This window comes from Pseudomonas sp. GW821-FHT04D07, assembly GCF_059420225.1.
Genome location: NZ_JBWKTH010000008.1, coordinates 166,025 through 191,888 on the forward strand (window position 1 = coordinate 166,025; position 25,864 = coordinate 191,888).

A 25,864-nucleotide genomic window follows, 5' to 3' on the forward strand; every position below is an offset into this window, starting at 1 on the left:
GATCACCGTTTGCTTTTGATGATGGTGCCCAGGCCTTGCAAGTAGGCCACCAGCGCGTCCATTTCGGTCTTGCCCTTCACGGCATCCTTGGCCCCGGCGATGTCTTCGTCGGTGTAAGGCACGCCGAGGGTGCGCAGGACTTCCATTTTCTTCGCGGTGTCCTTGCCGTCGAGCTTGTTTTCCACCAGGAACGGATAAGCCGGCATTTTCGACTCGGGCACCACGTTGCGCGGGTTGTACAGGTGCGCGCGGTGCCAGTCATCGGAGTAACGCCCGCCGACCCGGGCCAAGTCCGGCCCGGTACGCTTGGAGCCCCAGAGGAACGGGTGGTCCCAGACGCTTTCACCGGCCACCGAGTAGTGTCCGTAGCGTTCGGTCTCGGCGCGGAACGGGCGGATCATCTGCGAGTGGCAGCCGACACAACCGTTGGCGATAAAGATGTCACGACCTTCCAGTTCCAGCGCCGGACGTGGCTTCATGCCCTCGACCGGCTTGTTGGTGACGTCCTGGAAGAACAGCGGGACGATCTGGGTCAGGCCGCCAATGCTCACGGCGATGACCATGAAGAAGGCCAGCAGGCCGATATTCTTCTCGACTACTTCGTGCTTCATCAGTGAGCTCCAGCGACAGCGATCTGAGCGGCGGCTTCAGCTTCAGCCGGGTCCGAGGCGCGAACGGTACGGAACACGTTGTAGGCCATGAACAGCATGCCACTGGCGAAGAACGCACCGCCGATGGCGCGGACGATATAGCCGGGGTGGCTGGCCTGCAGCGCTTCGACGAAGGAATAGGTCAGGGTGCCGTCGTCGTTGATCGCGCGCCACATCAGGCCCTGGGTGATGCCGTTGACCCACATCGAGGCGATGTAGAGCACGGTGCCGATGGTCGCGAGCCAGAAGTGCACGTTGATCAGCCCGACGCTGTGCATCTGCGGACGGCCGAAGATTTTCGGGATCATGTGGTACAGCGAGCCGATGGAGATCATCGCCACCCAGCCCAGGGCCCCGGCATGCACGTGGCCGATGGTCCAGTCGGTGTAGTGGGACAACGAGTTGACGGTCTTGATCGCCATCATCGGTCCTTCGAAGGTCGACATGCCGTAGAACGCCAGGGACACCACCAGGAATCGCAGGATCGGGTCGGTGCGCAGCTTATGCCAGGCGCCCGAGAGGGTCATCATGCCGTTGATCATGCCGCCCCAGCTCGGGGCCAGGAGGATGATCGACATCGCCATGCCCAGGGACTGGGCCCAGTCCGGCAGGGCGGTGTAGTGCAGGTGGTGCGGGCCGGCCCAGATGTACAGGGTGATCAGCGCCCAGAAGTGCACGATGGACAGGCGATAGGAGTAGATCGGCCGTTCGGCCTGTTTCGGCACGAAGTAGTACATCATCCCGAGAAAGCCGGTGGTCAGGAAGAAACCCACGGCGTTGTGGCCGTACCACCACTGGATCATCGCATCGGTTGCCCCGGCATAGGCCGAGTAGGACTTGAAGAAGCTCACCGGCAGCGAGATGTGGTTCACGATGTGGAGCATCGCCGTGACGATGATGAACGCACCGTAGAACCAGTTGCCGACATAGATGTGCTTGGTCTTGCGCTTGATGATGGTGCCGAAAAAAACCAGGGCGTAGACCACCCAGACAATCGCCAGCAGGATAGCCAGCGGCCATTCCAGTTCGGCGTATTCCTTGGTGGTGGTGTAACCCAGGGGCAGGGTGATCCCGGCGCCGACGATCACCGCCTGCCAGCCCCAGAAGTGGAAGGCCGCGAGGCCGTCGGAGATCAGTCGTACCTGGCAGGTTCGCTGCACGACATAGTAGGAGGTGGCAAACAATGCACAACCACCGAAGGCGAAGATCACCAGGTTGGTGTGCAGCGGGCGCAGGCGTCCAAAACTCGTCCACGGCAGGCCGAAATTCAACTCCGGCCAGACCAGTTGCGAGGCGATGAATACACCGAGCCCCATGCCAAGGATCCCCCAGACCACCGTCATGATGGCGAACTGGCGGACTACCTTATAGTTATAAGCAGTCGGACTGATTGCTGTGCTCATTCTAAGGTTCCACGGTTTGGGTATATTTATTAGAAGTAAAATCGGCCGCAAGTATGGATAAAATGTAGGGTCATTGCAACGCGCCATGACCTCGGTCAATACCGTGCGACGCTGATTCTGCGGCCTTTCCATGCTCGGTGTAAGGTCAAAGCGCGCCCTCGAAAAGGCCGGAATCGACCGGCGGGCGAGGGGATACGGTTTGATCGAAGTTTGCAAAGCTTAGTACCGATTCCCGGGAGTGGGTAGGCGGACTAAAGGAGAGGTGCGACACTGGGTCGCGTACAGGCAGGGAACTGCCGCATCCTGATCGATGCGGCAGGAAATATCCGGTGTTTATTGGGCTTTGCTTTCTCCTTGATTGCCGTGGGAGAGGCTGAACACATAAGCGGCGAGCAACTGCACTTTATCGTTGCCGAGCATTTCGCTCTGGGCCGGCATATGGCCCTGGCGGCCATGGCGGATGGTCTGCTGCAATTGCGCCAGGCTGCTGCCGTAGATGAGCCCGGCGGGCCGGGTCAGGTTCGGCGCGCCCATGGCCTGGGTGCCCTTGCCTTCAGGGCCGTGGCAGGCCACGCAATTGCTGCTGAAGATCTGCTGGCCGGCTTGCAGGTTGGCGTCGCTGCCTTCGGGCAACGGCAGGTGGCCCAGCTCATGATGGACATAGGCGGCGACATTCTTCACACCGTCCTCGCCGAGGATTTCACCCCAGGCCGGCATTGCCGCGATACGCCCGCCCATGATGGTCTGCTTGATGGTGTCGGCACTGCCGCCCCAGCGCCAGGTGGTTTCCACCAGGTTCGGGAAACCATAGGCGCCCTTGGCGTCCGATCCATGGCACACCGAGCAGTTGGAGGCGAACAGGCGCCCACCCATTTTCAGCGCTTGCGGGTCCTTGGCCACTTCTTCCACGGGCATGGCCGCGAATTTGGCGAAGATCGGCCCAAACTTGGCATCGGCCTTGTCCATCTCCTTTTCCCACTCGTGAACGCCGGTCCAGCCGTTCTCGTAGCCGGGCAGGATACCTTTCCAGTTGCCCAGGCCGGGATAGAGGATCAGGTAGCCGACGGCAAACACCAGGGTCCCGGCGAACAGCATGAACCACCACTGCGGCAGCGGATTGTCGTACTCCTCGATGCCGTCGAAGCTGTGGCCCATGGTCTGGTCGACGCTGCCCTTGGTTTCACCCTTGCGCGTGCCGATCAGCAGCCAGGTCAGGCCGATCAGGCTGCCGATGGTCAGTACGCAGATATACGCACTCCAGAAGGTGGTCATGGCCGGGTGCTCCTTGTTGCAGTGGGATCTTCAGGGGGGGCGGGAAGCGGCTCGTCATCGGCGAAGGGCAGCATGCAGGCCTCGGCGAACTCGGGAGCGCGCTTGGCGTTGAACACCCAGAGGGCCAGGCCGACAAAGGCGATAAACACCACCAGGGTGCCGAGGCCACGGATCATTCCGGTACTCATTTCCATGATTCACCTCTTGCTCTTGATCGCAGTGCCGAGCACTTGCAGGTAGGCGACCAGGGCGTCCATCTCGCTCTTGCCCTTGAGGCTGGTCACGGCGCCGGCGATATCGTCGTCGGTATAGGGCACGCCAAGGGTCCGCATGGCCCGCAGCTTGGTTTCGGTCAGGCTGCTGTCCAGCGGGTTGGCCACCAGCCAGGGGTAGGCCGGCATTTTCGACTCCGGTACCACGTTGCGCGGGTTGTACAGGTGCGCGCGGTGCCAGTCTTCCGAGTAGCGGCCGCCGACTCGCGCCAGGTCCGGTCCGGTGCGCTTGGAGCCCCAGAGGAAGGGGTGGTCCCAGACGCTTTCACCGGCCACCGAGTAGTGCCCGTAGCGTTCGGTTTCGGCGCGGAACGGGCGGATCATCTGCGAGTGGCAGCCGACGCAGCCTTCGCGGATGTAGATATCGCGGCCTTCCAGTTGCAGCGCGGTGTAGGGCTTCATACCTTCCACCGGCTTGTTGGTGACGTCCTGGAAGAACAACGGGACGATCTGCGTCAGGCCGCCAATGCTCACGGCCAGCACCATCAGCAGCATCAGTAGGCCGACGTTCTTTTCAATCACTTCGTGTTTCATGACGAGCTCCTCAGGCCATCTGCGCGGCGGCGGTTACGGCGACGGGTTGCGCGCCGCGCACGGTGCGCCAGGTGTTGTAGGCCATCAGCAACATGCCGCTGAAGAAGATTGCCCCGCCGATCAGCCGGACGACGTAGCCGGGGTGGCTGGCCACCAGGGTTTCGACGAAGGAGTAGGTCAGCGTGCCGTCTTCGTTGACCGCGCGCCACATCAGGCCCTGGGCGATGCCGTTGACCCACATCGAGGCGATGTAGAGTACGGTGCCAATGGTCGCGAGCCAGAAGTGCGCGTTGATCAGGCCGATGCTGTGCATCTGCGGGCGGCCGAAGATTTTCGGGATCATGTGGTACAGCGCGCCGATGGAGATCATCGCCACCCAGCCCAGCGCCCCGGCGTGAACGTGGCCGATGGTCCAGTCGGTGTAGTGGGAGAGGGCGTTGACGGTCTTGATCGCCATCATCGGCCCTTCGAAGGTCGACATGCCGTAGAACGCCAGGGACACCACCAAAAAGCGCAGGATCGGGTCGCTGCGCAGCTTATGCCAGGCGCCGGAGAGGGTCATCATGCCGTTGATCATGCCGCCCCAGCTCGGGGCCAGGAGGATCAGCGACATCACCATGCCCAGGGACTGGGCCCAGTCCGGCAGGGCGGTGTAGTGCAGGTGGTGCGGGCCGGCCCAGATGTACAGGGTGATCAGCGCCCAGAAATGGACGATGGACAGGCGATAGGAGTACACCGGGCGCTCGGCCTGTTTCGGCACGAAGTAGTACATCATCCCGAGGAAGCCGGCGGTCAGGAAGAAGCCCACCGCGTTATGCCCATACCACCACTGGACCATGGCGTCGGTCGCGCCGGAGTAGATCGAGTAGGACTTGGTCAGGCTGACCGGCAGTTCCAGGTTGTTGACGATATGCAGGATCGCCACGGTGATGATGAAGGCGCCGAAAAACCAGTTACCGACATAGATGTGCTTGGTGGTGCGCTTCGCCAACGTGCCGAAGAACACGATGGCGTAGGCGACCCAGACGATGGTGATCAGGATATCGATCGGCCATTCCAGTTCGGCGTATTCCTTGGAACTGGTGTAGCCCAGCGGCAGGCTGATGGCCGCCAGGAGGATCACCAGTTGCCAGCCCCAGAAGGTGAACGCCGCGATCTTCGGCGCAAACAGCTGGGTCTGGCAGGTGCGTTGCACCGAGTAGTAGGAACTGGCGAACAGTGCACAGCCACCGAAGGCGAAGATCACCGCGTTGGTGTGCAACGGGCGTAGGCGGCCGAAGCTGGTCCACGGCAGGTTGAAGTTGAGTTCGGGCCAGACCAATTGGGCGGCGAGGAAAACCCCGAGCCCCATGCCGACGATGCCCCATATCACCGTCATAATGGCGAATTGGCGGACCACCTTGTAGTTGTAGGCGGTACTGATTGAAGTGTTCATGGTTCCCCATCCACGGTTCAGACCCGGCCGGCGCTCTTGCATTCGCGGGATCTGGAGTTATAGGCAGACTAAAAGCCAGGCAAGCATGGGCAAATAGCCAGCGGGTGGTATTGACGGGGGTCAATGGGGCAGGAATTGCCGGGGGCCACGGGGCCTCCGGCGGGTTGATCGGGGTTGGGCATGGGGTGTGGTGTGGGGGCGGAGCTTGCCCGCGAATAGGGCCGGGAGACCGCTAAAAGTTTCGCGGGCAAGCTCCGCTCCCACAGGGTGTGTGTTCACGCCTGAGTGAGGGCTTCGGCTCAGCTCAGGCCGAGGCCATAGGCGTTACTGAGATCGAACAGGATCGACTCCTTACCGCTGGGCAGGTGCGTCACGTAGTACTTGATCGGCGGCACCGCGGTCGCCCGGTCGGTGGACCAGGTCAGGCCGAAATCCTTCAACGTCGTCGACTCGGCTTCCCGCGGGGTCTCTGGCAGCCATTCGCGCTGGGCAGCCAAGGGCCAGCGGCTGGCGTAGAGGCGATGGATATCGGCGAGCTCGGCGCGAGTCGGCAGCCGCCGATGCCCGGCGTTGGCCTTGGCCTGCATATTCGCGAATGTGCCCAGTCCCAACCCATGGCAATGAATGACGCCGCTGACCGACAGGCTGTAGCTTTTCGTCTGTCCGCCGCTGTCGCGCACGGTGATGGTGGTACTGCCGTTGCCGCGCACCGTGACCAGGCCCGATGCGTCGACCACGGCAATCGCCGGGTTGCCCGAGGTGTAGGTATACCCGGGGGTACCGCCGCTGGCCTGGCGCCGAACCGATGTCGTCGGGCCGAAGGCCGGCAACACCGTTGGATGGCTGGGGATCAGGTAGATCTTGCCGCTGAGGGTGACGGGACGCGGGTCGAACACCAGTTCGGGACGCTCGCCGCCTGACAGGCGCAGCTTGACGGTGATCGCTTCCGAACGGTCCGACAGATTGCCCGCCCGGTCCTGGATCCGGTAGGTCACCGGCCAATCGGCATCCGCCCCGAGTGAGGCGAGGAAGGCGCGGGGAAACTCGATGACGATGGTCTTGAGCTCCATGACCCGCATCCCCGGTCCCTCGATATCGCCCCAGAAGGTGGTCACCTGGTCGCCGACCGCGAAACCGTTGTAGCTGGCGATGGTGCCCGGCAGCACATTGCCCAGCTCGGTCAGCTCCGCCGAGGTCAGGCCATCGTTGACCTGGGGTGGAAAGGCCATGGCTCCGAGCAACGGCTGGCCGGGTTTTTCGCGGTCGACCTCGATCAGGGTCGGGAACGAATCCGTCGAGGCCTGACTGATGGTGTCGTACGCCCGATACCTGAGTTCATGGCGGCCGTGGGTCAGGGCCTCGACGGGAATGTCCAGGCTCAGCGGGTCACCGGGGTTGTCGCCCGGAGCGATGAACACTGGGCTGCCGAGCAGTTCCGCGCCCCAGAGCAACTGATAGGTCTCGTCGGTGGTGGGGTTTGTCCAGACCGGGAAGGTCACCGCGACGGGCGCGTCGAGGGCGCTGGCCGGCAACAACCCCTGGCCGTCGTCCAGGGCCGCCTCGACCCGCGGTCGTTCCAGTTCCCTGGCATCCTCGGGCAGGCCCCGGGCTTTCTTGCAGTCGAGCCGCCGCGCGGGCCCGATGCCCAGGCCGCTGGCTTCATAGATCAGGCTCAGGCCGGGGGTGATCTTGATATAGGGGCGTTCCGGCTCGATCACGGTCAAGGTCATGTCGAGTACCGCATGCACCAGTCCCAACGGAGTCTTGGTGGTCGATGACCAGGTTTTCGGCTTGAGCGGCGACTGCAACGGCCAACGCTTGCCGTAGGCTGTGCGGATGCTGATCAGTTCCTCCAGCGACGGGACGCTCAGGCCTTTTTGTCGGGCCTTGCGCAGGGTTTCGTCGCTGCTGCCCTCGCCGAGGTTGTAGCACTGGACCACGCCGCTGACGCTGACCTCGTAGCTTTTGCGCTGCCCGGCGCTGTCGCTGACCCGGATGTGGGTCTTGCCATTGCCACGCACGCTGACCTTGCCGTGGCTGTCGACCACGGCGATTTGCGGGCTGTCGCTACTGTAGTGATAGCCGGGCACGCCGCCACTGGCCACGCGTTGGGTCGTCGTGTCGGGGCCGAAGGCCGGCAGTATCTGTGGGTGACAGGGGATCAGGTAGATCTTGCCGGGCAGGCTGACGGGGTGGCTGTCGAAGACCAGCTCCGGCACCCGCTGTTTGGCCCGCAGCACCAGGCGCAGTCGGGGGAAGGTCAGGGCGGTCGATTCGTCGGCGCTGCCGTCGAACGCCACCTTGAAGGTAAAGGTCAGGCCGCTCAGGTCTTTCAATTGATCAAGCTCCCCGCGCGGTACGGGGTCGTCGAAGGCGTCCGCGATCGAGGGGATTTCCCGGGCGTCCCAAATCACCAGGGTGTGAGGCCGACCGTTGGCCAGGGTGCCTTCGCCGCGCAACCAGACCCGTTGGCCGAGCTGGATATGCGGCCATTTCCTGATCTCGATGATGGCATCGCCGCTGAAGGTGTTGAGGTCGAGGATCTGATTGTCCGGCGCCTGATGCACGAAAGGCGTGGGCAGGTCCTCCTGGCCGATGGGCAGGACGTCCAGCAGCAGTTTCTCCGATGGCGCGGGGATGCCATCGCGGGTGACGGTATAGCCGATCTCCACACGTTTGCCGATATTGGCGCTGACCGCCGTGGCGGGCACGGCAAAGTCGACCTGGCCGCTGGTGCTGCCGGGCTTGGCGTCGATGATGGGGCTCCCGGCGCCGGGCGTACCGCGCCAGTAGGCCTGGATACTGTCGCGGGGCTTCATGGCATAGCTGACCCGGATCGTCGCGCCCATCAGCGCCTGCAACGGGAACAGCAGTGTGTCATGGGCCTCCAGCACCTTGGGCGCGGGCAGATCCAGCGGGTTGGCGCTGACCGGCAACAGCAGCGCCTGGGAAACCACGGGCTCCGGGGCGATGGTCCGGACTTCATAGCGCACGACCACGGAGCCACCGGCCAGCACGCTGACCTGCTCGTCGGGGATCGTGAAGTCGATGTCCTGGTCGGTCTCGATAACGGGTTTGGTCTGTTCGTGACGGATTTCCAGGCCGGTGGCTCTGGTGCCGAGCCAGATCAGGGTCACGCTCTGGCCCGTGGCGATGAACGAGTAGGGCTCGACCCGGGCAATGACCCCGGTTTGCGTCGGGTCGAGCACGTTGCCGTTGGCTTCGGCGACGGGCACCCGGGGGGGCTTGAGCGTCAGGGCGCGGCCGCTGATCTGCAACGGCAGGCTCCTGGAGCGGCGTATCGGCTGGTTGGGCGCTTCGACATAGTAGTAGAACCGCGCCTGTCCCCGGATGATCAGGAGGAACTGCTCGTGTGGTACCTCGAAGGACACGAACCCGTCGCTGTCATGGCCGGGCATCACCGCGCTGTACGCCGGCAGTGTCGCGCCGAGGGCGGTTTCCCGTTCGACCAACAGGCGCAGGGTCTGGGCGCTGCTCATGCCTTCATAGCGCAGCACCAGGGTCTGCACGTCGGCGCCATTGAGTGCGTCCAGGTTCAGTTGCATGCCCTGGGCTCGCGGGACCACCGGCGGGCGCAGGTCCGGATCGCCGATAGCGACTTCCACCAGGGCCGGGCGTGACCAGCGCGACCAGTTGTTGACCTCATCACGTATCTCGTAACGCACGATGATTGCGTCGGAGTTGCCGGCCTCGCGGATAATATTCGGATCGATCGGCACCAGCACTTCGTCGCTCGGCGCGGCCAGGGGCGGGTGTTGCACCAGGCGCCCGTGCCAGGACACCGTGATCGTGTCGCCGGCGGCCATGTTCGTATAGCGCTTGACCACCACACTGACGCCTTCCGGGTCTTCGATCACCCCGGGCGGCAGGATCACCGGCAGTTCGAGCTTGTCGTTGACGGTGGGCGTCGCGGATTGGCTGTCCGGGTCGCCAGGTACGTCCAGCTTGATCCGTACACGGGTCTCGGCGCTTTCCGGTGTGCCGCCGGGAAAAGGCGTGAGGACGTAGCGTACCGTCAGCTCTGGCGCCGACATGATCCAGCGGGTGTCGACCCGCAGGGTCAGGTGGCTGGCACCGGGTGTGCTGTCTTGCGTATGGCTGGCGACCGGGTCGGGATGGTTGCCCCAATACAGGTCGATTCGATCCCTGGGTTTCAGCTCCAGCGGGGCGATCACCACGGGTAACGGCCGTTGCGGGTCGATCACATCGGTGGCGCCGACACCGCCGATATTGAAACTGTTGATCAGCGGCGGTACCAGCTCCCGCGTGGCGCGCGGGTGTCGCGCGGCGAGGGCCCAGGTCGGCGTCCAGCTGGCATCGATCGGCCCGGGTTCCGGCCACAGCCGACTGGTTTGCAACACGCTCAGCTTGCCGGCCCCGGCGACCACATTGACCAGGTGGAGCTGTGGCGGGGTCAGGCTTTTGGCAGCATCCGGGTCCGCTTCGAGCGGTGTGCACAACTCACGTTGTGCGCTTGAGTCCTGAGGCTCGTACTTGAGCAGGGCGCCTTCCTGGGTGGAGTAGTAGAGGCCATTGAGGAACAAGTTGTCGGCCAGCAGAGTCTTGGTGACGAAGCAGATATCCTCGACGGCAAGGAAGTCGACAGGGGGGCTGTCGTCGGTCTGGTAGCGGCTCGGGTCGAGCGGCTTGGCATAGTGAATGCTGTCGAGCGGTGTCTTGCCCAAGGTCAACTCAAGGCGCTGCTGTTCCAGCGCCTGGGTCTTCGGATCCGCCAGGGGGCGGGTGACCTTGATCGCCTGGCCATCGACGAAAGGCTCAAGGGTGACATAACCGTCGGGGGCGGAGGTGCGATAGATCGCGTTGACCAACAGCGCGCCTCGACCCTGGCCAATCTGGCCATGGGTATACAGGGCGGCATCGTCGGCGTGGGCGAACAGCGGGCTGAGGACATAGCGCTGCGCGTCGCTTGTGGCGACGTCGGTGAGTTCCCAGGTGGCACTCACCGGACCGGTCTGACGCCACACCGTACCGGCCCGCACCACACTCAATTTACCGCTCGCCGCCACGCGCCGAACGTAGTCCCGGCCGGACAGCGAGCCGTTTTCCAGTTGCTCCTGGGTGTCGCCGCCGTTGTTGTGAAAGAGGCTGCCGCGGATCACTTCGTCCTTATCGGGAACCAGCGGCACCTGGTAGTTCAACAGGGCGCCATCGGCGGTCGCCAGGTACAGATTGGTCGCGCTCCGGTGTCCGGGCACCAGCGCCGTTTCCCGCGCGGTCTTGATGGCGTGGGCCAAGTGCCTGGCGGAAATGAAATGCTGGTAGGCCCTGTCGCCGGGCAGCTTGTCCAGCCAGGCGATCGCCACATAGAGGCCATCGATGCTATAGCCGGGGAGCAGATTGAGGACCGCCATCTCCGGTGGGAGGATCAGATCGCTGTCGAAGTGCGAGCTGATATCGCTGATGGGGAGGGTCGCGACGAACACCTTCTCGGTTTTGCGGAAAATCAAACCGAAGCTGCGCTCGGTGCTCGGGCTGATGTGCCTGAGCGCATGCTGCACGGCATCCAGGGACGCCATGAACACCGGGCTGAACGCGGGGGCATAGGTGGCGAAGAGCGTCTTGTCGGTGTCGACACGCACTCCGGCGGCGGTATCGTGAATCGACAGCACTTTGCCGACGGCTGTCCAGATCTCGCGGCCACTGACCAGTACGCGCAGCTCACCGGTTTTGGTCAGGTCACGGACAAACGTCAGTATGGCGCCCTTGTCTTCGTCCTTGCCGCTCTTGAAACGCTGCTCGGTGGGATTGTCCATCAGGTTCAGCGGGTTCGCCGGCGCAGGCGACAACTGCTTGAACAGATCGACTTCGGCCGGAGAATGTCGGCTGGTGTAGCGGATCAGCGCCCCGTCCTGCCCCGAGAAATAGCGCAACGGGATCGAGTGGTCCTTGATCGCCCGATAGATATCCCAGGTCGGAAACAGGTTCAGGTAAAGCCGGCCTTCAGTCTCCGGCACGGAAAAATCCAGGCTGCCCAGGCGGGAGTTATAGGTCCCGACAAGGGTGTGATCTTCAAGAGGAAAACCATTTCGGTTGGGGAATACCAGCGTGTGGTCGAAGATTTCGGTGGCTGACACCCGTGGCGCGCTGGCGACAAACAGGCCGTCCGCGCGCTTCAGGATCACCCCGCCATAGACCTTGTCATAGCGGCGCGGGATCTGCCCGTGGGCGTGGCGCGCCGCGTCGTCGGCGCTGGCAAACAGCGGCCCGAGGACGCGCCGCGGTAGCTGATGATAGGCGTGCCAGTCACTGTTGATTCGTCCTGCCGGGCCCCACAGTTCACTGGGCTGCAACACGCTCAGTTCACCGCTATCGGCCAGTGCGTGGATGAAGTTCAGCGGGTCGAGGATGCCCTTGAGCAGACGTTCGCCGTAGCTTTGATCGGAGCCGGCGAGCAGGGATTTGTCGAAGGGGATGTCCAGCGACAGGTATTTCAACTGCGCGCCATCGCGGGTGCTCAGGTACAAGGGCAGCGTCGGCGCGCTCGGGTCCGGACGATAAGCTTCGATCTGCTTGAGCGCCGCGAGCAACTCATCGGGCAGAAAGAAGTTGCGGTACATCCAGACGTCCTTGCACGGCAAGCGTTGCGGATACAGCGCGGCACTGTAGTAGAGACCGGCCAGGCGATAGCCTGGCGGCAGTGCCGGTGAACCGTCGGCGCCGGTGGGCAAGCGGGGGGCCGTGGCAAACAGCGGCTCCCTGGCGGTCAGCGGTTCGCTGGCGACGTAGCGGTTGTGGCTGTCGCTGATGATGAAGCCGATCCGCCGGTCGCGGTATTGGCCATTGATGCGCTCGTGGGCATACCGGGCGGCGGCATCCGCGCTGTCGCACAACGGCCCGAAGGCCGGCAGCGCCGGGAGCGCGGCCGGCCTTGGCGGGTAGGGCTTCCAATCGCTGGGCACCTGGCCCGGCGGGCCCCAGTAGGTATCGCCGCGGACCACGTAGAGTGCTCCGGTCCTGGCCAGGGACTTGATGAACTCGCTCGGCAGCACCTGCTTGAGATCGCTGAGGTCATTGCCCGGCAACAGGCGCGGGATCAGCGCATCCTCTTCGTCGGAGCCGCTGGGCATGTATTTGATGATATTGGCGTTGGTCATCAGCACATAAAACGCCCTGACCCCCTGCGACCGGGCGAGGAGGGTGGTGAGGACCTCGTCGGGGGTGATGCTTTTCAGTCGAAGGCGCGTCTCCTGGTCGGAGAGCATCAAGGGGCTGTCGAATTCCCCGCTGTTTTGCTCCTTGAGGGCCGACAGGCTGATGTTGGAGCGGTAGACGGCATAGAGCTGGTGTCCGGCGGGGAAGCTGGCAATACCGGCTTCGGTGAGCGGATACAGGCCAGCGCTGTTGAAGCGGCTGTCGTCGCCGGCGGTCGGCAGCGTGGCAACAAAGCTCGCGTCCTGGCGCTGGAAAATCAGCCCGCCGAGCTGCTTGTCGGTGCCGCCCTGGATCAGTTGTTGGGCATGCTGGGCGGCGTCGTCCGCCGAGAGGAACGCCGGACCCAGTCCTGGGAGCATGGCGTTGGCGAACGCTGCCCAGTGGATCGGGTCGACCGCCCCCAGACGGTTCCACAGGTAGCTGCTGTGCAGTACCCGCAACTGGCCGGCGGCGGCGATCGTGCGGACGAATTGGCGGGGTGGCAGTGCGCCGCTCAACAGTTGCGCGCGCGCGTGCCGGGCCCGTGCCTGCCAGTCCGCGCCTTCGGGCAGCAGCGCCTGCTCCAGTTCACTGTCCTCGCAGCGATAGGCCAGTAGCGCCCCGTCGGGGCTACCGAAGAACAACGCTGGCGGGCGTGCGCCAGGCGCCGGGGGGCGTGAGCGACGGGCGTGATGGAGCCCCGCGAACAGGTCGTAGGGGCTGAAAAAGTTTTCGTACAGCCAACTTTCCCGGGGCGGCAGTTGTTCGTGGGCGGTTTCGGCCTGGCAGTAGAGACCGGCGAGGATAAAACCTTCGGGCAACTGCGGCAGGCCGCGGGCGTCCCGGCCGAAGACGTCGTCCGGGTCGAAGGGCGCCGTGGCGCTGCCCGGCACTTGGGTCGCGGTGAATTCAGCCTTTTGCGCATGCTTGAGGATAAACGACGACTGTCGCTTCAAACCTTTGAAAGCGGCCTGGCCGTGGGCATACTTGACGGCTTCGTCGAGGCTGGCGAAGGCGCGGCTGAGCAGCGGCGCGGCCGCCATCTGGCGTACCGGCGCGACCGGACGATCCGTCGGAAGGCGACTGGCGCCGGGTTGTTCGGCGTGGGTGAGGGCGTCTTGAGGCATGGCAATACTCGTCTGAAAATGGACAGGGGAGCGTCCCGTGTCGGCGCCGCCGGCCTTGCTGTGTCTGGGCAGGCAGATAAGGTGTTTTCATTTTCAGGAAAAGCGGCGCGGCGATGCGTTACATATCTAGGTTGCCGGTGCGGGCCCATGCGGGGTTTGTGGTCGGTGCGGACAGTGAGATGAGAGGCGACATGTCGATCCAGCAAGCAACCCAGTCCCAGGTCTCCTGGGCCGTGGCTCCGGGCTATCTGTACAACCCCGCCGGGGAGGTTGGCCCGCTGGCCACGCTGATCCTCGCCCATGGTGCCGGTGCGCCGATGGACAGTGATTTCATGAACGCCATGGCCGAACGCCTGGCGGCGCGCGGCATTGCCGTGCTGCGCTTCGAGTTTCCCTACATGGCGCAACGGCGCCTGGACGGCGGCAAGCGTCCGCCGAACCCCCAGGCGCGTTTGCTGGAGTGTTGGCGCGAGGTGTACGCAGGCGTGCGGCGCCAGGTCCAGGGACCGTTGTTCATTGGCGGCAAGTCCATGGGCGGACGTATGGCCAGCCTGCTGGCCGACGACCTCGGTGCGCAGGGATTGGTATGCCTGGGGTATCCGTTCTACGCGGCGGGCAAACCGGAAAAACCACGGGTGGCGCATCTGGCGGATCTCGCCACGCCGACCCTGATCGTGCAGGGCGAACGTGATGCCCTGGGGAATCGGCAGACGGTGGTGGGTTATACGCTGTCGGCGCAGGTGCGGGTGAGCTGGCTGACGGCGGCCGATCACGATCTCAAGCCGCTGAAGGCCAGCGGTTTCAGCCATGCGCAGCATCTGGACACGGCGGCGCGGCAGATCGACGACTTTATCCGGCGTCAGGTGCTGTAAAGCGCCGGTTGCCTGGTGGATGGCAACCGGCACGGGTGACCTCAACGCACGCCGAGACTGACCACGACCTCGGTGGCGGGCGAGCGTTTCGACCAGTTGCCGACCACATCGCGGATCTCATGGCGCACCGGGAGGGCGCTGGCGTTGCCGGCGGCTTCGATGATCGCCGACGGGATCGGGATCAGCACCTCCCGGTCGACTTTCGTTGCGCTCAAGGGTGGGTGGTCGACACGTTGCTCATCCCAGCTCACGCTGATTCGATCGCCTTCGCTCATATGATCGTAGGGCGCGACGAGCACGCTGACCCCCTGCGGATCGACGATCACCCCGGGTGGCTGCACCCGTGGCGGGTGCAGGGCTTCGTTCTCATAAGGCGTCGCCGGATCGATGTCGACACCGCCCGGGGGCTCCAGTTTTACCCGGACCAGGGTGGTATCGGAATCTTCCGTCGTGCCGCCGGGAAACGGCGTGAAACGGTAGTGAACCGGCAGCGGCTCCGTGGCCGATGCAAGATTTTGGGGGGCGACGAACAGGGTAACGAAAGCATTGTCGGGCGGGGCGTCCAGGGGGTGTTCGTAGCGGACGGTCGGCTCTGCGACGTGACCCCAATACAGATCGATACGATCCCGTGGCTTGAGATTCACCGGTCCGACCAGCACGGCCAGGGGTTTTTCCGGGTTTTCGACATCGATGGCACCGACCCCGGCGGGATTGGCGCTGAGGATCTGCGGGCGCTCCAGGTTTCGTGGCTGGATGGACATGATCAGGGCTCCAGGGGGAAAGGGTCGGCAGGTCATTGGCGAACTGCCGGCGGACAGACACCGGCCACGCGCATATCGACATAGGCGGTCTGGCGTTTCGAGCGGCCGGTGCCGCTCACGCTGTCGACGCTGAACGTGGCCTCGGCGTGGCCGTAGCAGGTGGCGTCCAGCACCGTGCGCGGGACCCGCAGGTCGTAGCCGTTGCGGGTTTGTTCCTCGGTCAGGGGATCGGAGGTGTGCGGCCACTGGTTTTTTGGATTGCCGCCAATCAGTTGGTCGAAACCTTCGTAGAGGAAATGGATGACATCGCCCTGCTTGATATTCACATAGGGGGCGATATACAGCGGGGCGCCGTCCTGGCCGTTGAGCGTATTGATCGCGCCATGCTCGTTCAGCGCGGTGAACAGCGGAGCGTCCGGTCCAGCCGGCCCGCCGGGTAGTTCATCGCGGGAGCGGACGATGATGCCCTGTTCCGGCGATCTCGATGTATTCGGATTGCCGGCCTGGCTGACGCTGTAGCGCACGCGGATATCAGTGCCGGTGCCTACCGGTCGGAAACGGCTGTTGAGGACCGCTCGGTGGAGGTCGCGGGCGGCGGCGACATCCTCGGCACTGATGCGGTAGGGCGGTTCGAACATCGCTTGTCCGCCCCAGAACAGCTGGATGAGCTGGCCTTCGACGAAACCGGGATTCCAGGCAATGATGGCGCTGGCGTCCCGTTCGAAGTCGTTCTCGTCGATCAGGTTGTCCACCGCTTCGGCCGAGGCGCCGCGAACGACCGGTCGCGCCATGTCGCCGGGCACCGGCAGCCGGGCCCTGACGACGATATCCAGCGGCAACGAATAGCCGATGACATGACCGTCGCGGCTGAGGTCGTAGCTCAGGCGGATGGCGCCGTCGCCGGCCTGCTCGACGGTGGCGAGGTCCACAGGGATACGCAGGACGATCGGTTGGCCGATCGACTCCGGTTCGAAGGGGCCCAGGGCCACGTCGCCCCAACGCAGGAGGATCTGGTCGCCGTCTTCGACCAGGCCCGAAGTGGGAATCCACACCTCGACACCGGCCTGCGCCTGTTCATGGGTGATCGGCTCGACATAACCGTCGATGAGCGGCGCGGGGAGGTCGGTTACCGGTTCGTTGAGTAGCAGGAGAATGTTGCTGGTGGTCGAGTCCTGGGAGACATTCTCGGCCCGGTCGGTGACGGTGTAGAAGACTGGCCCGTTGAAATCGCCCAGCGACTCGAGAAAGGCGCGGGGGAACTCGATGAGCACTTCCTGGGGCTCCATGTCATCCTCGTCAACCTTGCCCCCGGGCCCTTCGGTATCGCCCCAGAAAGTCCTGATCCGATCGCCGATGGCGAAGCCGCTGTAGCCGTGGACGGTGCCGAGCAGGATGTCGCCCAGTTGCGTCAGTTCTTCCGAGGTAAGGCCGTCTTTGATGGCCGGGGGGAAATCCAGGGGGGCTAGAGTGGTGGGATAGCCGGGGGCGGTGGTATCGATTTCGACGGGGGAGGAGAAGGCGTCGGTGGATTCTTCGCTGAAGGTATCGGTGACGCGGTAGGCCAGTTGATACTTGCCCTCGATCAACTGGTCGAGGGGAATATAAAGTTCCAGGGTGTCGCCGGGCTGGTCCTCGGGTTTGATGAACTTGCTAGTGCCGATAGGCACTTCGTTCCAGAGCAACTGGTAAGTTTCGCTGGTCGAGGGATTGTCCCATACTTTGAAAGTGACAAGGACCGGGGTATTAAGTGCGCTGATCGGCAGCAAGCCATCTGCGAAGGCGTCGGGAATATTCGGCTGATCGAAAACAGGCGTGCTGGAAGTGGTAAGCGTCATATTGATTTCCTTGTTTGAATGCGGCCTTCAAGCGAAGGCCGCAGACACACTGAGGCACTTGATAAGTATTAACTTATAAAGGGTTTGTCGGGTTTTCAGGGCGGTGTAGTCTTTACCGTGTTAACTGCAACCGACACCGGGTCTGTTCATGCTGACCGGGGCCGAGCCCATCAACGAGTTGGCCGGTTCCTGATTATGTTCAGGACGCGGTTCGACCCGATAGGTCACTTCAGCATAACCTTTGCAAAGGCTGATCAAGTTGGCGCGCGGAATCAGAAAGCTCAAACCGGTGTCGATATTGGTCGGGTTGATGGTGTCGGTCTTTTCATAGCGGGCCTGCGGAATAGGCGTTCCATCCAGCTCAAAGCCTTCGAATGTCAGGGCAATGTCGTGGTACAGCTTGATATTGTCATACGGCCTGACCAGAACCGGCGTGCCGTCCGGACTCAGGCTCGGAATGACATGACCGGCGTCGGACAGCCGGGTGAACAGCGGTTCCCGCAGGCCGAGCTCGCCGCCGGGCTGTTCCATTTTCGAGCGCACGATCACCGCTTGGGTCGGTGCCAGTGCCGGGTTGGGGTTGGTGTCGCGGGTGACGCTGTAGCTCACCGGGATGGCGGCCCCGGTGCCTTCGGCCTTGATCACCGTGTTGAGCACTTCAATGTCGAAATCGACGCCGGCATTGAACTCTTCCAGGGTGATTTGATGCCAGTTCGGCACCTCCTGCTGGCCCCAGCGCAGGTTGATGTAGTCGTTGACCCGCAGCCCGCTGACCCAGCGGAAGATCGCCCGCGCATTGAGTTCATAGTCGTCCGGGTCGATCAGGTTGTCCTCGCGGTTGGGGTTGCCGCTGGTGCCCTGGATAGTCAGCGGCTGCAGGCGTTCCTCCGGCACCGGCAGGGTCAGGTAGACAAGCACCGGCTGGATCAGCGAGGTGCCGACCAACTCACCGTTGCGGCGCACTTCATAGTGGACATTGACCGTTGCCTCGGGGAAACGGTTGATAATGTCGAATTGCAGCACCGGAGAAAGGATCGGATCCTTATCTTCGTCGCCGTCCGGCACGGGAATCGCCGGCAGCGGGTTCGAATCGCCCCAATAGAGGGTGACCTGATCCCCGGGCAGGGCGCCCAGGTAATGCGGAATATCGACGGTGACACCGGTTTGGGCATCCTCGTAGTCGATCAACCCGCCCTGTTCCGGACTGGCCTGTTCGATGATCGGCCGCAGTAGATCGTTCGGGATCTCGGCCAGCAGCAAGCGGATCTGTCGCGCCAGGGAGCGCGGCGAGACGTTGGTGGCGCGGTCGGTGACGATATAGGTGACATCCGACAGGGCGTTGCCGACCTGGGATTCGACGTCTTCCAGGAAGGCGCGACTGAAGGAAATCGGCACTTCTTCCAACTCGATATCGTTCATCTGCACGGTGGCCGTGGGACCCGGGATATCGCCCCAGAACGTCTCGATGAAGTCACCCTGGGCCATGGTGCTGTAGCTGCTTACGATGACATCGAGGGTATTGCCCAGCGCGGTCAGTTCAGCCGAGGTCAGGCCATCATCGACTTCCTTGGGGAAGGCCATCGGACCATGGCTTGGCAGGCCGGGACGGGTGGTATCGACCTCGATCAGGGTGTCGCGCGAGGGGGTTGTCTCTTCGCTGAACTTGTCGCGGACGTGGTAGCTGAGTTTGTATTTTTTATCGGTCGGATTATCCTGGTCATTCTTTTCAACCAACAGATCGACGGGAATATCCAGGCTCAGATAGCGCTCCGGGTTATCCAGATCGTCCTGCTCGACATCAGTGGGCGTGCCAACGGCATTGTCATCCCAGAACAATTGATAGGTCTGGTCGAGACTGGCGTCGTCCCACAATTTAAAGGTGACGGGAAGTGGCGCGTTGAGTGCACTCAAGGGTAATAAACCGTCTGGAAATGCGTCCGCTACATCAGGTTTTTCCAGATTCTTGTGTTCAGCTCGGATATAACTGTTTTGCGTGAGAATAAGGCGCTTCTTGTTTGTGCACATACTTCTGTTCCTGATTGGAAGTGAATGAAGACAGGGCGACTGACCGTGTCGGATCTTTATGGGTCAGGGTCGCGTTACTTCAGGTTTTAGCGATAGGCGTTTTCCTATCTGGGGTTTACGTAATAGAGGAGTTGGAAGGGTGTCAAGCGCTATTCTTTGATTTTTTTAGAAATTGAAGTGTGCGGAAGTATTAATTTTATGTAGGAAAATGGTTTGTGTAATTTGGGAATATTCTGACTTTTTTCACGGTCATTTTTAATATTAAATCGTGGTCGAGCCTTATCAAACTATTACTTCTTTTAGTGGAGAAGAAGTAATGTTGCGCACGACTGATCGATTGACCCCGTTTTGCTTTCGATATAAAGGCCTCGGGAAAGCGGCTTGCCTCATGGGCGCTGTATTGGGTTCCCCGTTGAGCCTGGGGCAAGAGGCTTCGGACAATGAACCGCTGGGGGTGGTGGACAATCGCCGGGAAACGGTCACGGCCGAGAGCGAGGTGACTTCATGGCAGGTTATCAACAAGGGGGTACTGGAAATTGCCGAGGGCGGCGCGGCTACCAGTATCAGGGTCCAGGGATTCGGATCCCAGGTGATCGTCAACGGTGGCAAGGTCAGCGAAGGGATCGAGTTGATTGCCGCAAGGGCAACCCTTAACGGTGCGGATGTCAGCAATGCCACCGGGACGGCACTCTTGCTGAGCACCCTGACGTCGGATGGTACGAAAAACCCCTCCAGGGCAGATATCCAAGGCAGCACGCTTTCCGGGGCTGGAATAGGGATTGCGGTGGCCGCGTTGGGGCGACTCAGCCTCGATAACACCCGGGTGTTCGGCAGCGACTATGCCGGTGCGGGCGGTGTGGGTATCCGCTTGCTCGGGGCAACGCTGAACATGGCCAACGACAGCTATGTGCAGGGTGATTCAATCGGCTTGCAACTCGATGGCCGAACGGCTGCGCCGGGCGGGCCGATCATTCCCCAGCAAGCCGACATCGTGGTCGACAACTCGACGATAGCAGGTCTGAGCGGCCAGGCCATTTCGGCGGAGGAAGGCACCATTGCACGGATCACCGTGCAGAATGGTGGGAACCTGCTGGCCGGCAACGGCATTTTGCTGGATGTCACGGGGGCCAGTGACGTCGGTTTCACCGCCGATAGCAGTTTGCTGCGCGGCGACCTGGTGGCCGATGACAGCAGCACCCTGGATGTCACCCTGCAAAACGGCGCGCGACTGTTCGGCAACCTGGTCAACACCAACAGTGTGGCGATCAATAGTCGTGCGAACTGGACGCTGACCGGCGATGCCGAGGTCAAAGCGCTGTCCATGGACGGTGGCAGCGTGACCCTGGGCTCGGCCGAGCAGTTCTACACCTTGTCCTTGGGCGAGTTGTCCGGTACCGGCATGTTCAATATGCACGTCAACCTGCTGGATAACTCCGGGGACAGGCTGAATATCAATGGCCAGGCCCACGGCAATTTCCTGCTGAATGTGCAGAACACCGGGCTGGAGCCCAACGCCCCCGAGATCACGCCCTTGCATGTGGTGCATACCGAAGGCGGCGATGCCCTGTTCGAGGTGGTCGGCGGCAGCGTCGACCTGGGGGTCTACTCCTATCTGCTGGAGAAACAGGGCGACGACTGGTTTATCGTCGGCTCCGGCAAGACCATCAGCCCCTCGACCGAGGCGTCGCTGGCACTGTTCAGCGTCGGGCCGACCCTCTGGTACGGTGAACTGGCCACCTTGCGCAGCCGCATGGGCGAAATCCGCAGCAGTGGCGAGGGCGGCGGCTGGATCCGCGGCTACGGCAACCAGTACAACGTCACCGCCGAAGCGGGATTCGGCTACAAGCAGCGGCAGAAAGGCTTGTCGTTCGGGGTTGATCTACCTGTGCCGGTCAGCGATGGGCAACTGATGGTCGGGGTCATGGCCGGTCACAGCCGTTCCGACCTGAGCCTGAGTCGCGGCACCTCCGCCACGGTGGACAGCTACTCCCTCGGCGCCTATGGCACCTGGTTGCGGGACGACGGCTATTACCTCGACGGCGTGCTCAAGTTGAACCGCTTCGATAACCAGGCCGATGTCTCGATGACCAACGGCACCAAGGCCAAGGGCGACTACGACAACTTCGCCTACGGCGCTTCGCTGGAGTTCGGCAAACACATCAAGCTGCGTGACGATCTGTTTGTCGAACCTTACGCCCAGCTGTCCTCGGTGCTGGTCAAGGGGGATAACTACCAGTTGGACAACGGCCTGAGAGTGGATAACGGCCGGACCGTTTCCGTGCTCGGCAAGGCCGGCGCGACCCTGGGGCGCAATCTCGAACTGCGCGATGGTGGTTTGCTGCAGCCTTACTTGCGGGTGGCCATGGCCCATGAGTTCTCCCGTAACGACAACACGGTGAAGGTCAATGACACGGCCTTCGACAACAGCCTGTTCGGCACCCGTGGCGAGTTGGGCGTGGGGGTTTCCGCGGCGCTGTCGAAGGACCTGCAACTGCACGCTGATTTCGACTATATGAAGGGCGAACATATCGAGCAGCCTTGGGGCGTCAATGTCGGCCTGCGCTACGCCTTCTGATCCCTGTCGTCATGGATGACCGCCGCTATCGAAGCCCTCGACGATGGATCGCCGAGGGCTTGTTCATGACGGGCGCTCAACGCGCCATAACGGTCGCGCGTGACGAGATGTAGACATCGGCGGGTAATGAGGTGACCCGCCCCAGCTCGCTGATCACCTCGTAACGGGCCCGGCCACGACCATGCTCGATGGCCATCAGGCGCGCCAGCGGCACCCGCAGCCGGCAGCCGTTGCGCAGCTCGTGCTCGCTGACCAGGCGTTCGGTGCTGAAGCTCGCGGCCTCGATCTCGTTGCCCCCGGTAAGCGCGTCAAAACCGCAAAAGCGCAGGACGATGCGGTCGCCGACTTTCATGTTGCGATAGGGGCTGACCAGCAGCACCGTGCCCTCGGGATCCTTGCGCGGGTCCACTACATTCAGCACACTGGCCCCGGTGAACACCGGCTCCATCAGGCCCGCCGAGCCGCCCGGCAACTGCATCTGAAAAATCACCGCGACCGATTGCTTGGGCGAGTAGGAGGTGTTCGGGTTGCCTTCCCGGGTCACGGTGTACTGCACGCTGATATCGACGCCGCAGCCTTGCTCGGCAATCAGGCTGTTCGGTACGTTGATCACCAGGTAGCAGGCGGCTTCGACATCCCGTGGGGTAATCGTGCGTACCAATGGCTGGCTGGACTGGCCCCAGAACAGGTTGATCCGGTCGCCGGCCTGGAACGCCCTGCGCCAGGCGATGACCGCGTCGGCCGAGAGTTGCGCATTGTCTTCATCGAGGTAGTTGTCCAGCCGCCGGCCATGCGCATTCTTGCCCTTGATCAGCGGCGCGGCCAGGGCCTCGTTGACCATGGTCTGCGGGGTCGGGTCCTGCGGGCCGGGCAACTGCAAAAAAACCTTGAGTTCCAGGTCGGCCGAGGTGAACACCTCGCCATTGCGGCGCACTTGGTAGTTCACCCGGGCCGGACCGTCGCCGTGGCGGGAAATCACCAGATAACGCGCCATGACGTTCAGCAGCAGGGGCTTGTCCAGTTCGTGGGCGGTGATGATCCGCCGGGCGGCGGCCCGTTCGCCGTTCCACAGCACGCAGATTTCGTCACCGATGGCGACATGCTGGTAGGTGGGCACCGCGATCTTCACGCCGACGCGGGCCTGGGCGTCGTGCACCTGGCCATTGTCGAGTTGCAGGGCCTGGGGCGCTTGCAGGTTGGTCGGTGCTTGCTGCAACTGCAATTTGAGCGTCACCGCTTGCGAGCGCACGGAGGTGTTGCCGGCGCGATCGCGGATGCTGTAGCTGAGGGCGAACTCGCCGTTGCCCAGGTGTTCGAGGAAACTTCGATCAACGCTGAATTGGACTTTATCGCTACCGGGTTGATCGGCTTGTACGGTATGGGTAGGGCCGGCCAGTTCGCCCCAGTAACTTTGAATAACATCGCCCCACTGCATGTCGAAGTAGCCGGGGACCGTGACAGTGAGTTGGTTGCCCAGGGCCACGAGTTCATTGTTGCTCAGGCCGTCGAGGGCGATTGTCGGGAGGATAAGGGCGGCGAGAAGAGTGCCGCCGGGTGGGCTGCGGTCAATGATAAGGGGGGTGGTTTGAGACAAGTAGGATATTTCGCCTGAACTTGTCGTGACCCGGTAACCGAGCTGATAGAGGCCTTCTACGGCCAGCGTGGCGACGGGGATGTGCGTATACAGGATATAACCGGATTGGAGAGGGGAGGTCAGTTGAATGGGGTCGCCAATCAATGCGTTGTTCCAGGTGAGTTGATAGCGGTCATCGGGCCTGGCATTCGGCCAGAGCGGCAGGGAGACCGAGACGGGCCTGGCAAGCTCGCCGACAGGCAGCAGCCCGTCCTCCGGGGCAGCTTGCTCGACACGGGGGGCGATAAGGTCCTCTTTCATGACGCGAGACTGTAGGGTGTTCACTAGATCCATCATAAGGATAGTCCTGCTATCTAATTGAGTGTTGTCAGGTAGTTTCACGGTCGGACGCTTTACCGATTATTGTGAGTGTTTGCGTCGGTACGTGTGGGTCTGGCAAATAAGGCATGAAAGTCTCAAGTGGGTAGTAACTATCTATGCGATGTCATGCCAGAGCTTTAACGAATAGTAACTGCCGGAGCTTGTCAAGAGTTTTGCAGGGTTGGGTTTGATGGTGGTGTATTGTGTCAGTGAGAGGTTTATAGGCTTTAGGAAGTTTCTTACTTTAAAAAAAGAGTTGATTAACTTTTCTTTGGATAATAAAAAACCCGATGACTATTAATCATCGGGTTTTTCAGGGCTCTTTGACACTCAGCGGTTAAAGCGCTCCACCAATGAATACTGCGTGTTGGCGGTGCGGGTCAACTCTTCGCTCAAGTGCGCCGAGTCGTGCGCCTGTTCCGAGGTCTGGTCGGCCAGTTGCGCGATGGTGCTGATATTGCGGCTGATCTCTTCGGCCACCGAGCTTTGCTCTTCGGTGGCGGCGGCGATCTGGGTGGTCATGTCGGTGATATTGGCCACTGCTTCGCTGATCCCCACCAGCGCCGCGTCGGCTTCCATGACCCGAGCCACGCCTTCCTGGGCCTGGCGGTGGCCGGCGTCCATGGTTTGCACGGCGTTGCCGGCGGTCTGTTGCAGCTTGGCGATCAGGGCGTGGATCTGGCCGGTGGATTCGCTGGTGCGTTGCGCCAGTTGACGCACTTCATCGGCGACCACCGCGAAACCACGACCCATTTCCCCGGCGCGGGCCGCTTCAATGGCCGCGTTCAAGGCCAGCAGGTTGGTCTGGTCGGCAATGCCCTTGATCACATCGACCACGCCGCCGATCTCGTCGCTGTCCTTGGCCAGTTGCGTGACCGTGCTGCCGGTCTCGCCGACCACCACCGACAGGCGTTCGATGGCCTCGCGGGTTTCGCCGGCGATATCGCGGCCGCGACTGGTCAGGCGATTGGCTTCCTGGGTGGCATCGGCCGTGCGCTGGACGTGGCTGGCGACTTCCTGGGTGGTGGCGGCCATCTGATTGACGGCGGTGGCCACTTGCTCGGTTTCCTGGCGCTGACGATCCAGACCGGTGGAGCTTTTCTGCGCCAGTTCGTCGGACTTCTTCGCCTGGTTGGTCAGGTGCTCGGCGGTGTCCTGCAAGCGCGTCAGGCAGGTTTTCAGGCGTGCTTCCTGGCTGAGGATGGACATTTCCAGGCGGGCCTGGGCACCACGGCTGTCGGTGTACATTTGCGCGATCAGCGGGTCGGAGGTGGTCTGTTCGGCCAGGAGCAACAGGCGCTTGAGGCCGCGCTGCTGCCAGCCCAGGCCCAACAGGCCGAGCGGTACCGAGACCGCCGCGGCGAGGGCGAAGCCCCAGTAGGAGTTGAGCCAGACACCGATCAGGAAGCTGACCTGGCTGACCAGGATGAACGGCAGCCAGTCCTGCAGCACCGGCAGCCACTTGTCGCGCTGCGGCACGGCCGACTTGCCCTGGTTGATGCGCTGGTACAGCGCCTCGGCGCGGCGGATCTGCTCGGCGCTGGGTTTGACCCGCACCGACTCGTAGCCGATCACCTGGTTGCCGTCGAAAATCGGCGTCACATAGGCGTTGACCCAGTAATGGTCACCGGTCTTGCAGCGGTTCTTGACAATGCCCATCCATGGCAGGCCTTGTTTCAGAGTGTTCCACATATGCGCAAACACCGCCGCCGGAACGTCCGGGTGCCGCACCAGGTTGTGCGGTGCGCGGATCAGTTCTTCGCGGGAAAAGCCACTGATCTCGACAAAAGCGTCGTTGCAGTAGGTGATCACGCCTTTGGCGTCGGTAGTGGAAATCAACCGTTGCTGAGCGGGGAAGGTGCGTTCGCGTTGGGTTATGGGTTGGTTATTACGCATGGTTTCTCTATCCGCAAGGCTTTGACGATATATCGGCAGGGTTGGGGAAATATTGAATATGGTTTTCAACACTGAGGGGC

Annotated in this window: 14 protein-coding genes; 2 read left to right on the forward strand and 12 right to left on the reverse strand. The window is 62.5% G+C overall.

Annotated features, from left to right (window positions below; all coding sequences use genetic code 11):
* Positions 1-2 precede the first annotated feature (2 nt).
* The 7 genes from ccoO (AC07T0_RS13200) to AC07T0_RS13230 all read right to left on the reverse strand — a co-directional run bounded on the left by ccoO (AC07T0_RS13200) (position 3) and on the right by AC07T0_RS13230 (position 13,866).
* Positions 3-611: a cytochrome-c oxidase, cbb3-type subunit II gene (gene ccoO / locus AC07T0_RS13200; protein WP_100940578.1), complete on the reverse strand. Its 609-nt coding sequence runs from the start codon at positions 609-611 to the stop codon at positions 3-5.
* Positions 611-2,053 carry a cytochrome-c oxidase, cbb3-type subunit I gene (gene ccoN / locus AC07T0_RS13205; protein ID WP_495001585.1) on the reverse strand — a complete coding sequence of 481 codons (1,443 nt, stop codon included), beginning with the start codon at positions 2,051-2,053 and terminating at the stop codon, positions 611-613. Before ccoN (AC07T0_RS13205) ends, ccoO (AC07T0_RS13200) begins: the two co-directional genes overlap by 1 nt.
* Positions 2,054-2,386: 333 nt before the next feature.
* On the reverse strand, positions 2,387-3,325 hold the full coding sequence (gene ccoP, locus AC07T0_RS13210; RefSeq protein WP_495001586.1) for a cytochrome-c oxidase, cbb3-type subunit III: 939 nt from the start codon (positions 3,323-3,325) through the stop codon (positions 2,387-2,389).
* Positions 3,322-3,519: a cbb3-type cytochrome oxidase subunit 3 gene (locus AC07T0_RS13215; RefSeq protein ID WP_495001587.1), complete on the reverse strand. Its 198-nt coding sequence runs from the start codon at positions 3,517-3,519 to the stop codon at positions 3,322-3,324. Before AC07T0_RS13215 ends, ccoP begins: the two co-directional genes overlap by 4 nt.
* Positions 3,520-3,522: 3 nt before the next feature.
* Positions 3,523-4,131, reverse strand: coding sequence for a cytochrome-c oxidase, cbb3-type subunit II (gene ccoO / locus AC07T0_RS13220; protein WP_495001588.1), 609 nt, complete (start codon positions 4,129-4,131; stop codon positions 3,523-3,525).
* A gap of 10 nt (positions 4,132-4,141) precedes the next feature.
* On the reverse strand, positions 4,142-5,566 hold the full coding sequence (ccoN, locus tag AC07T0_RS13225) for a cytochrome-c oxidase, cbb3-type subunit I (protein ID WP_495001589.1): 1,425 nt from the start codon (positions 5,564-5,566) through the stop codon (positions 4,142-4,144).
* A 299-nt stretch (positions 5,567-5,865) separates the two neighbouring features.
* Positions 5,866-13,866, reverse strand: coding sequence for an Ig-like domain-containing protein (locus tag AC07T0_RS13230; RefSeq protein WP_495001590.1), 8,001 nt, complete (start codon positions 13,864-13,866; stop codon positions 5,866-5,868).
* Between the two features lie 191 nt (positions 13,867-14,057).
* Between AC07T0_RS13230 and AC07T0_RS13235 the strand changes: the two genes are divergently transcribed.
* A complete protein-coding gene (locus tag AC07T0_RS13235) occupies positions 14,058-14,738 on the forward strand; it encodes an alpha/beta family hydrolase (protein ID WP_495001591.1) in 681 nt (226 codons plus the stop codon).
* Positions 14,739-14,779: 41 nt separating this feature from the next.
* Here the strand turns inward: AC07T0_RS13235 and AC07T0_RS13240 are convergent, their stop codons facing one another.
* From AC07T0_RS13240 to AC07T0_RS13250, 3 genes are all read right to left on the reverse strand, one after another.
* Positions 14,780-15,499, reverse strand: coding sequence for a hypothetical protein (locus tag AC07T0_RS13240; RefSeq protein WP_495001592.1), 720 nt, complete (start codon positions 15,497-15,499; stop codon positions 14,780-14,782).
* A 32-nt stretch (positions 15,500-15,531) separates the two neighbouring features.
* Entirely contained in the window at positions 15,532-17,334 is a 1,803-nt protein-coding gene (locus AC07T0_RS13245) for an addiction module component (RefSeq protein WP_495001593.1), read from the reverse strand.
* A gap of 120 nt (positions 17,335-17,454) precedes the next feature.
* On the reverse strand, positions 17,455-19,245 hold the full coding sequence (locus tag AC07T0_RS13250) for a hypothetical protein (protein WP_495001594.1): 1,791 nt from the start codon (positions 19,243-19,245) through the stop codon (positions 17,455-17,457).
* Between the two features lie 502 nt (positions 19,246-19,747).
* Here AC07T0_RS13250 and AC07T0_RS13255 point away from each other — a divergent pair.
* Positions 19,748-21,934: an autotransporter outer membrane beta-barrel domain-containing protein gene (locus tag AC07T0_RS13255; RefSeq protein WP_495001595.1), complete on the forward strand. Its 2,187-nt coding sequence runs from the start codon at positions 19,748-19,750 to the stop codon at positions 21,932-21,934.
* 76 nt (positions 21,935-22,010) lie between these two features.
* Here the strand turns inward: AC07T0_RS13255 and AC07T0_RS13260 are convergent, their stop codons facing one another.
* Together AC07T0_RS13260 and AC07T0_RS13265 are read right to left on the reverse strand one after the other, a co-directional pair.
* Positions 22,011-23,828, reverse strand: coding sequence for a hypothetical protein (locus tag AC07T0_RS13260; protein ID WP_495001596.1), 1,818 nt, complete (start codon positions 23,826-23,828; stop codon positions 22,011-22,013).
* A gap of 390 nt (positions 23,829-24,218) precedes the next feature.
* Complete coding sequence (locus AC07T0_RS13265) at positions 24,219-25,784, reverse strand: methyl-accepting chemotaxis protein (protein ID WP_495001597.1); 1,566 nt, start codon at positions 25,782-25,784, stop codon at positions 24,219-24,221.
* Positions 25,785-25,864: the final 80 nt, after the last annotated feature.

Coding starts and splice junctions, on each gene's coding strand:
- ccoN (WP_495001589.1), bottom strand. CDS start 5,566: ATGAACACTTCAATCAGTACCGCCTACAACTACAAGGTGGTCCGCCAA.
- AC07T0_RS13215 (WP_495001587.1), bottom strand. CDS start 3,519: ATGGAAATGAGTACCGGAATGATCCGTGGCCTCGGCACCCTGGTGGTG.
- ccoP (WP_495001586.1), bottom strand. CDS start 3,325: ATGACCACCTTCTGGAGTGCGTATATCTGCGTACTGACCATCGGCAGC.
- AC07T0_RS13240 (WP_495001592.1), bottom strand. CDS start 15,499: ATGTCCATCCAGCCACGAAACCTGGAGCGCCCGCAGATCCTCAGCGCC.
- ccoN (WP_495001585.1), bottom strand. CDS start 2,053: ATGAGCACAGCAATCAGTCCGACTGCTTATAACTATAAGGTAGTCCGC.
- AC07T0_RS13235 (WP_495001591.1), top strand. CDS start 14,058: ATGTCGATCCAGCAAGCAACCCAGTCCCAGGTCTCCTGGGCCGTGGCT.
- AC07T0_RS13265 (WP_495001597.1), bottom strand. CDS start 25,784: ATGCGTAATAACCAACCCATAACCCAACGCGAACGCACCTTCCCCGCT.
- AC07T0_RS13255 (WP_495001595.1), top strand. CDS start 19,748: ATGGGCGCTGTATTGGGTTCCCCGTTGAGCCTGGGGCAAGAGGCTTCG.
- ccoO (WP_495001588.1), bottom strand. CDS start 4,131: ATGAAACACGAAGTGATTGAAAAGAACGTCGGCCTACTGATGCTGCTG.
- AC07T0_RS13245 (WP_495001593.1), bottom strand. CDS start 17,334: ATGACGCTTACCACTTCCAGCACGCCTGTTTTCGATCAGCCGAATATT.
- ccoO (WP_100940578.1), bottom strand. CDS start 611: ATGAAGCACGAAGTAGTCGAGAAGAATATCGGCCTGCTGGCCTTCTTC.
- AC07T0_RS13230 (WP_495001590.1), bottom strand. CDS start 13,866: ATGCCTCAAGACGCCCTCACCCACGCCGAACAACCCGGCGCCAGTCGC.
- AC07T0_RS13260 (WP_495001596.1), bottom strand. CDS start 23,828: ATGAAAGAGGACCTTATCGCCCCCCGTGTCGAGCAAGCTGCCCCGGAG.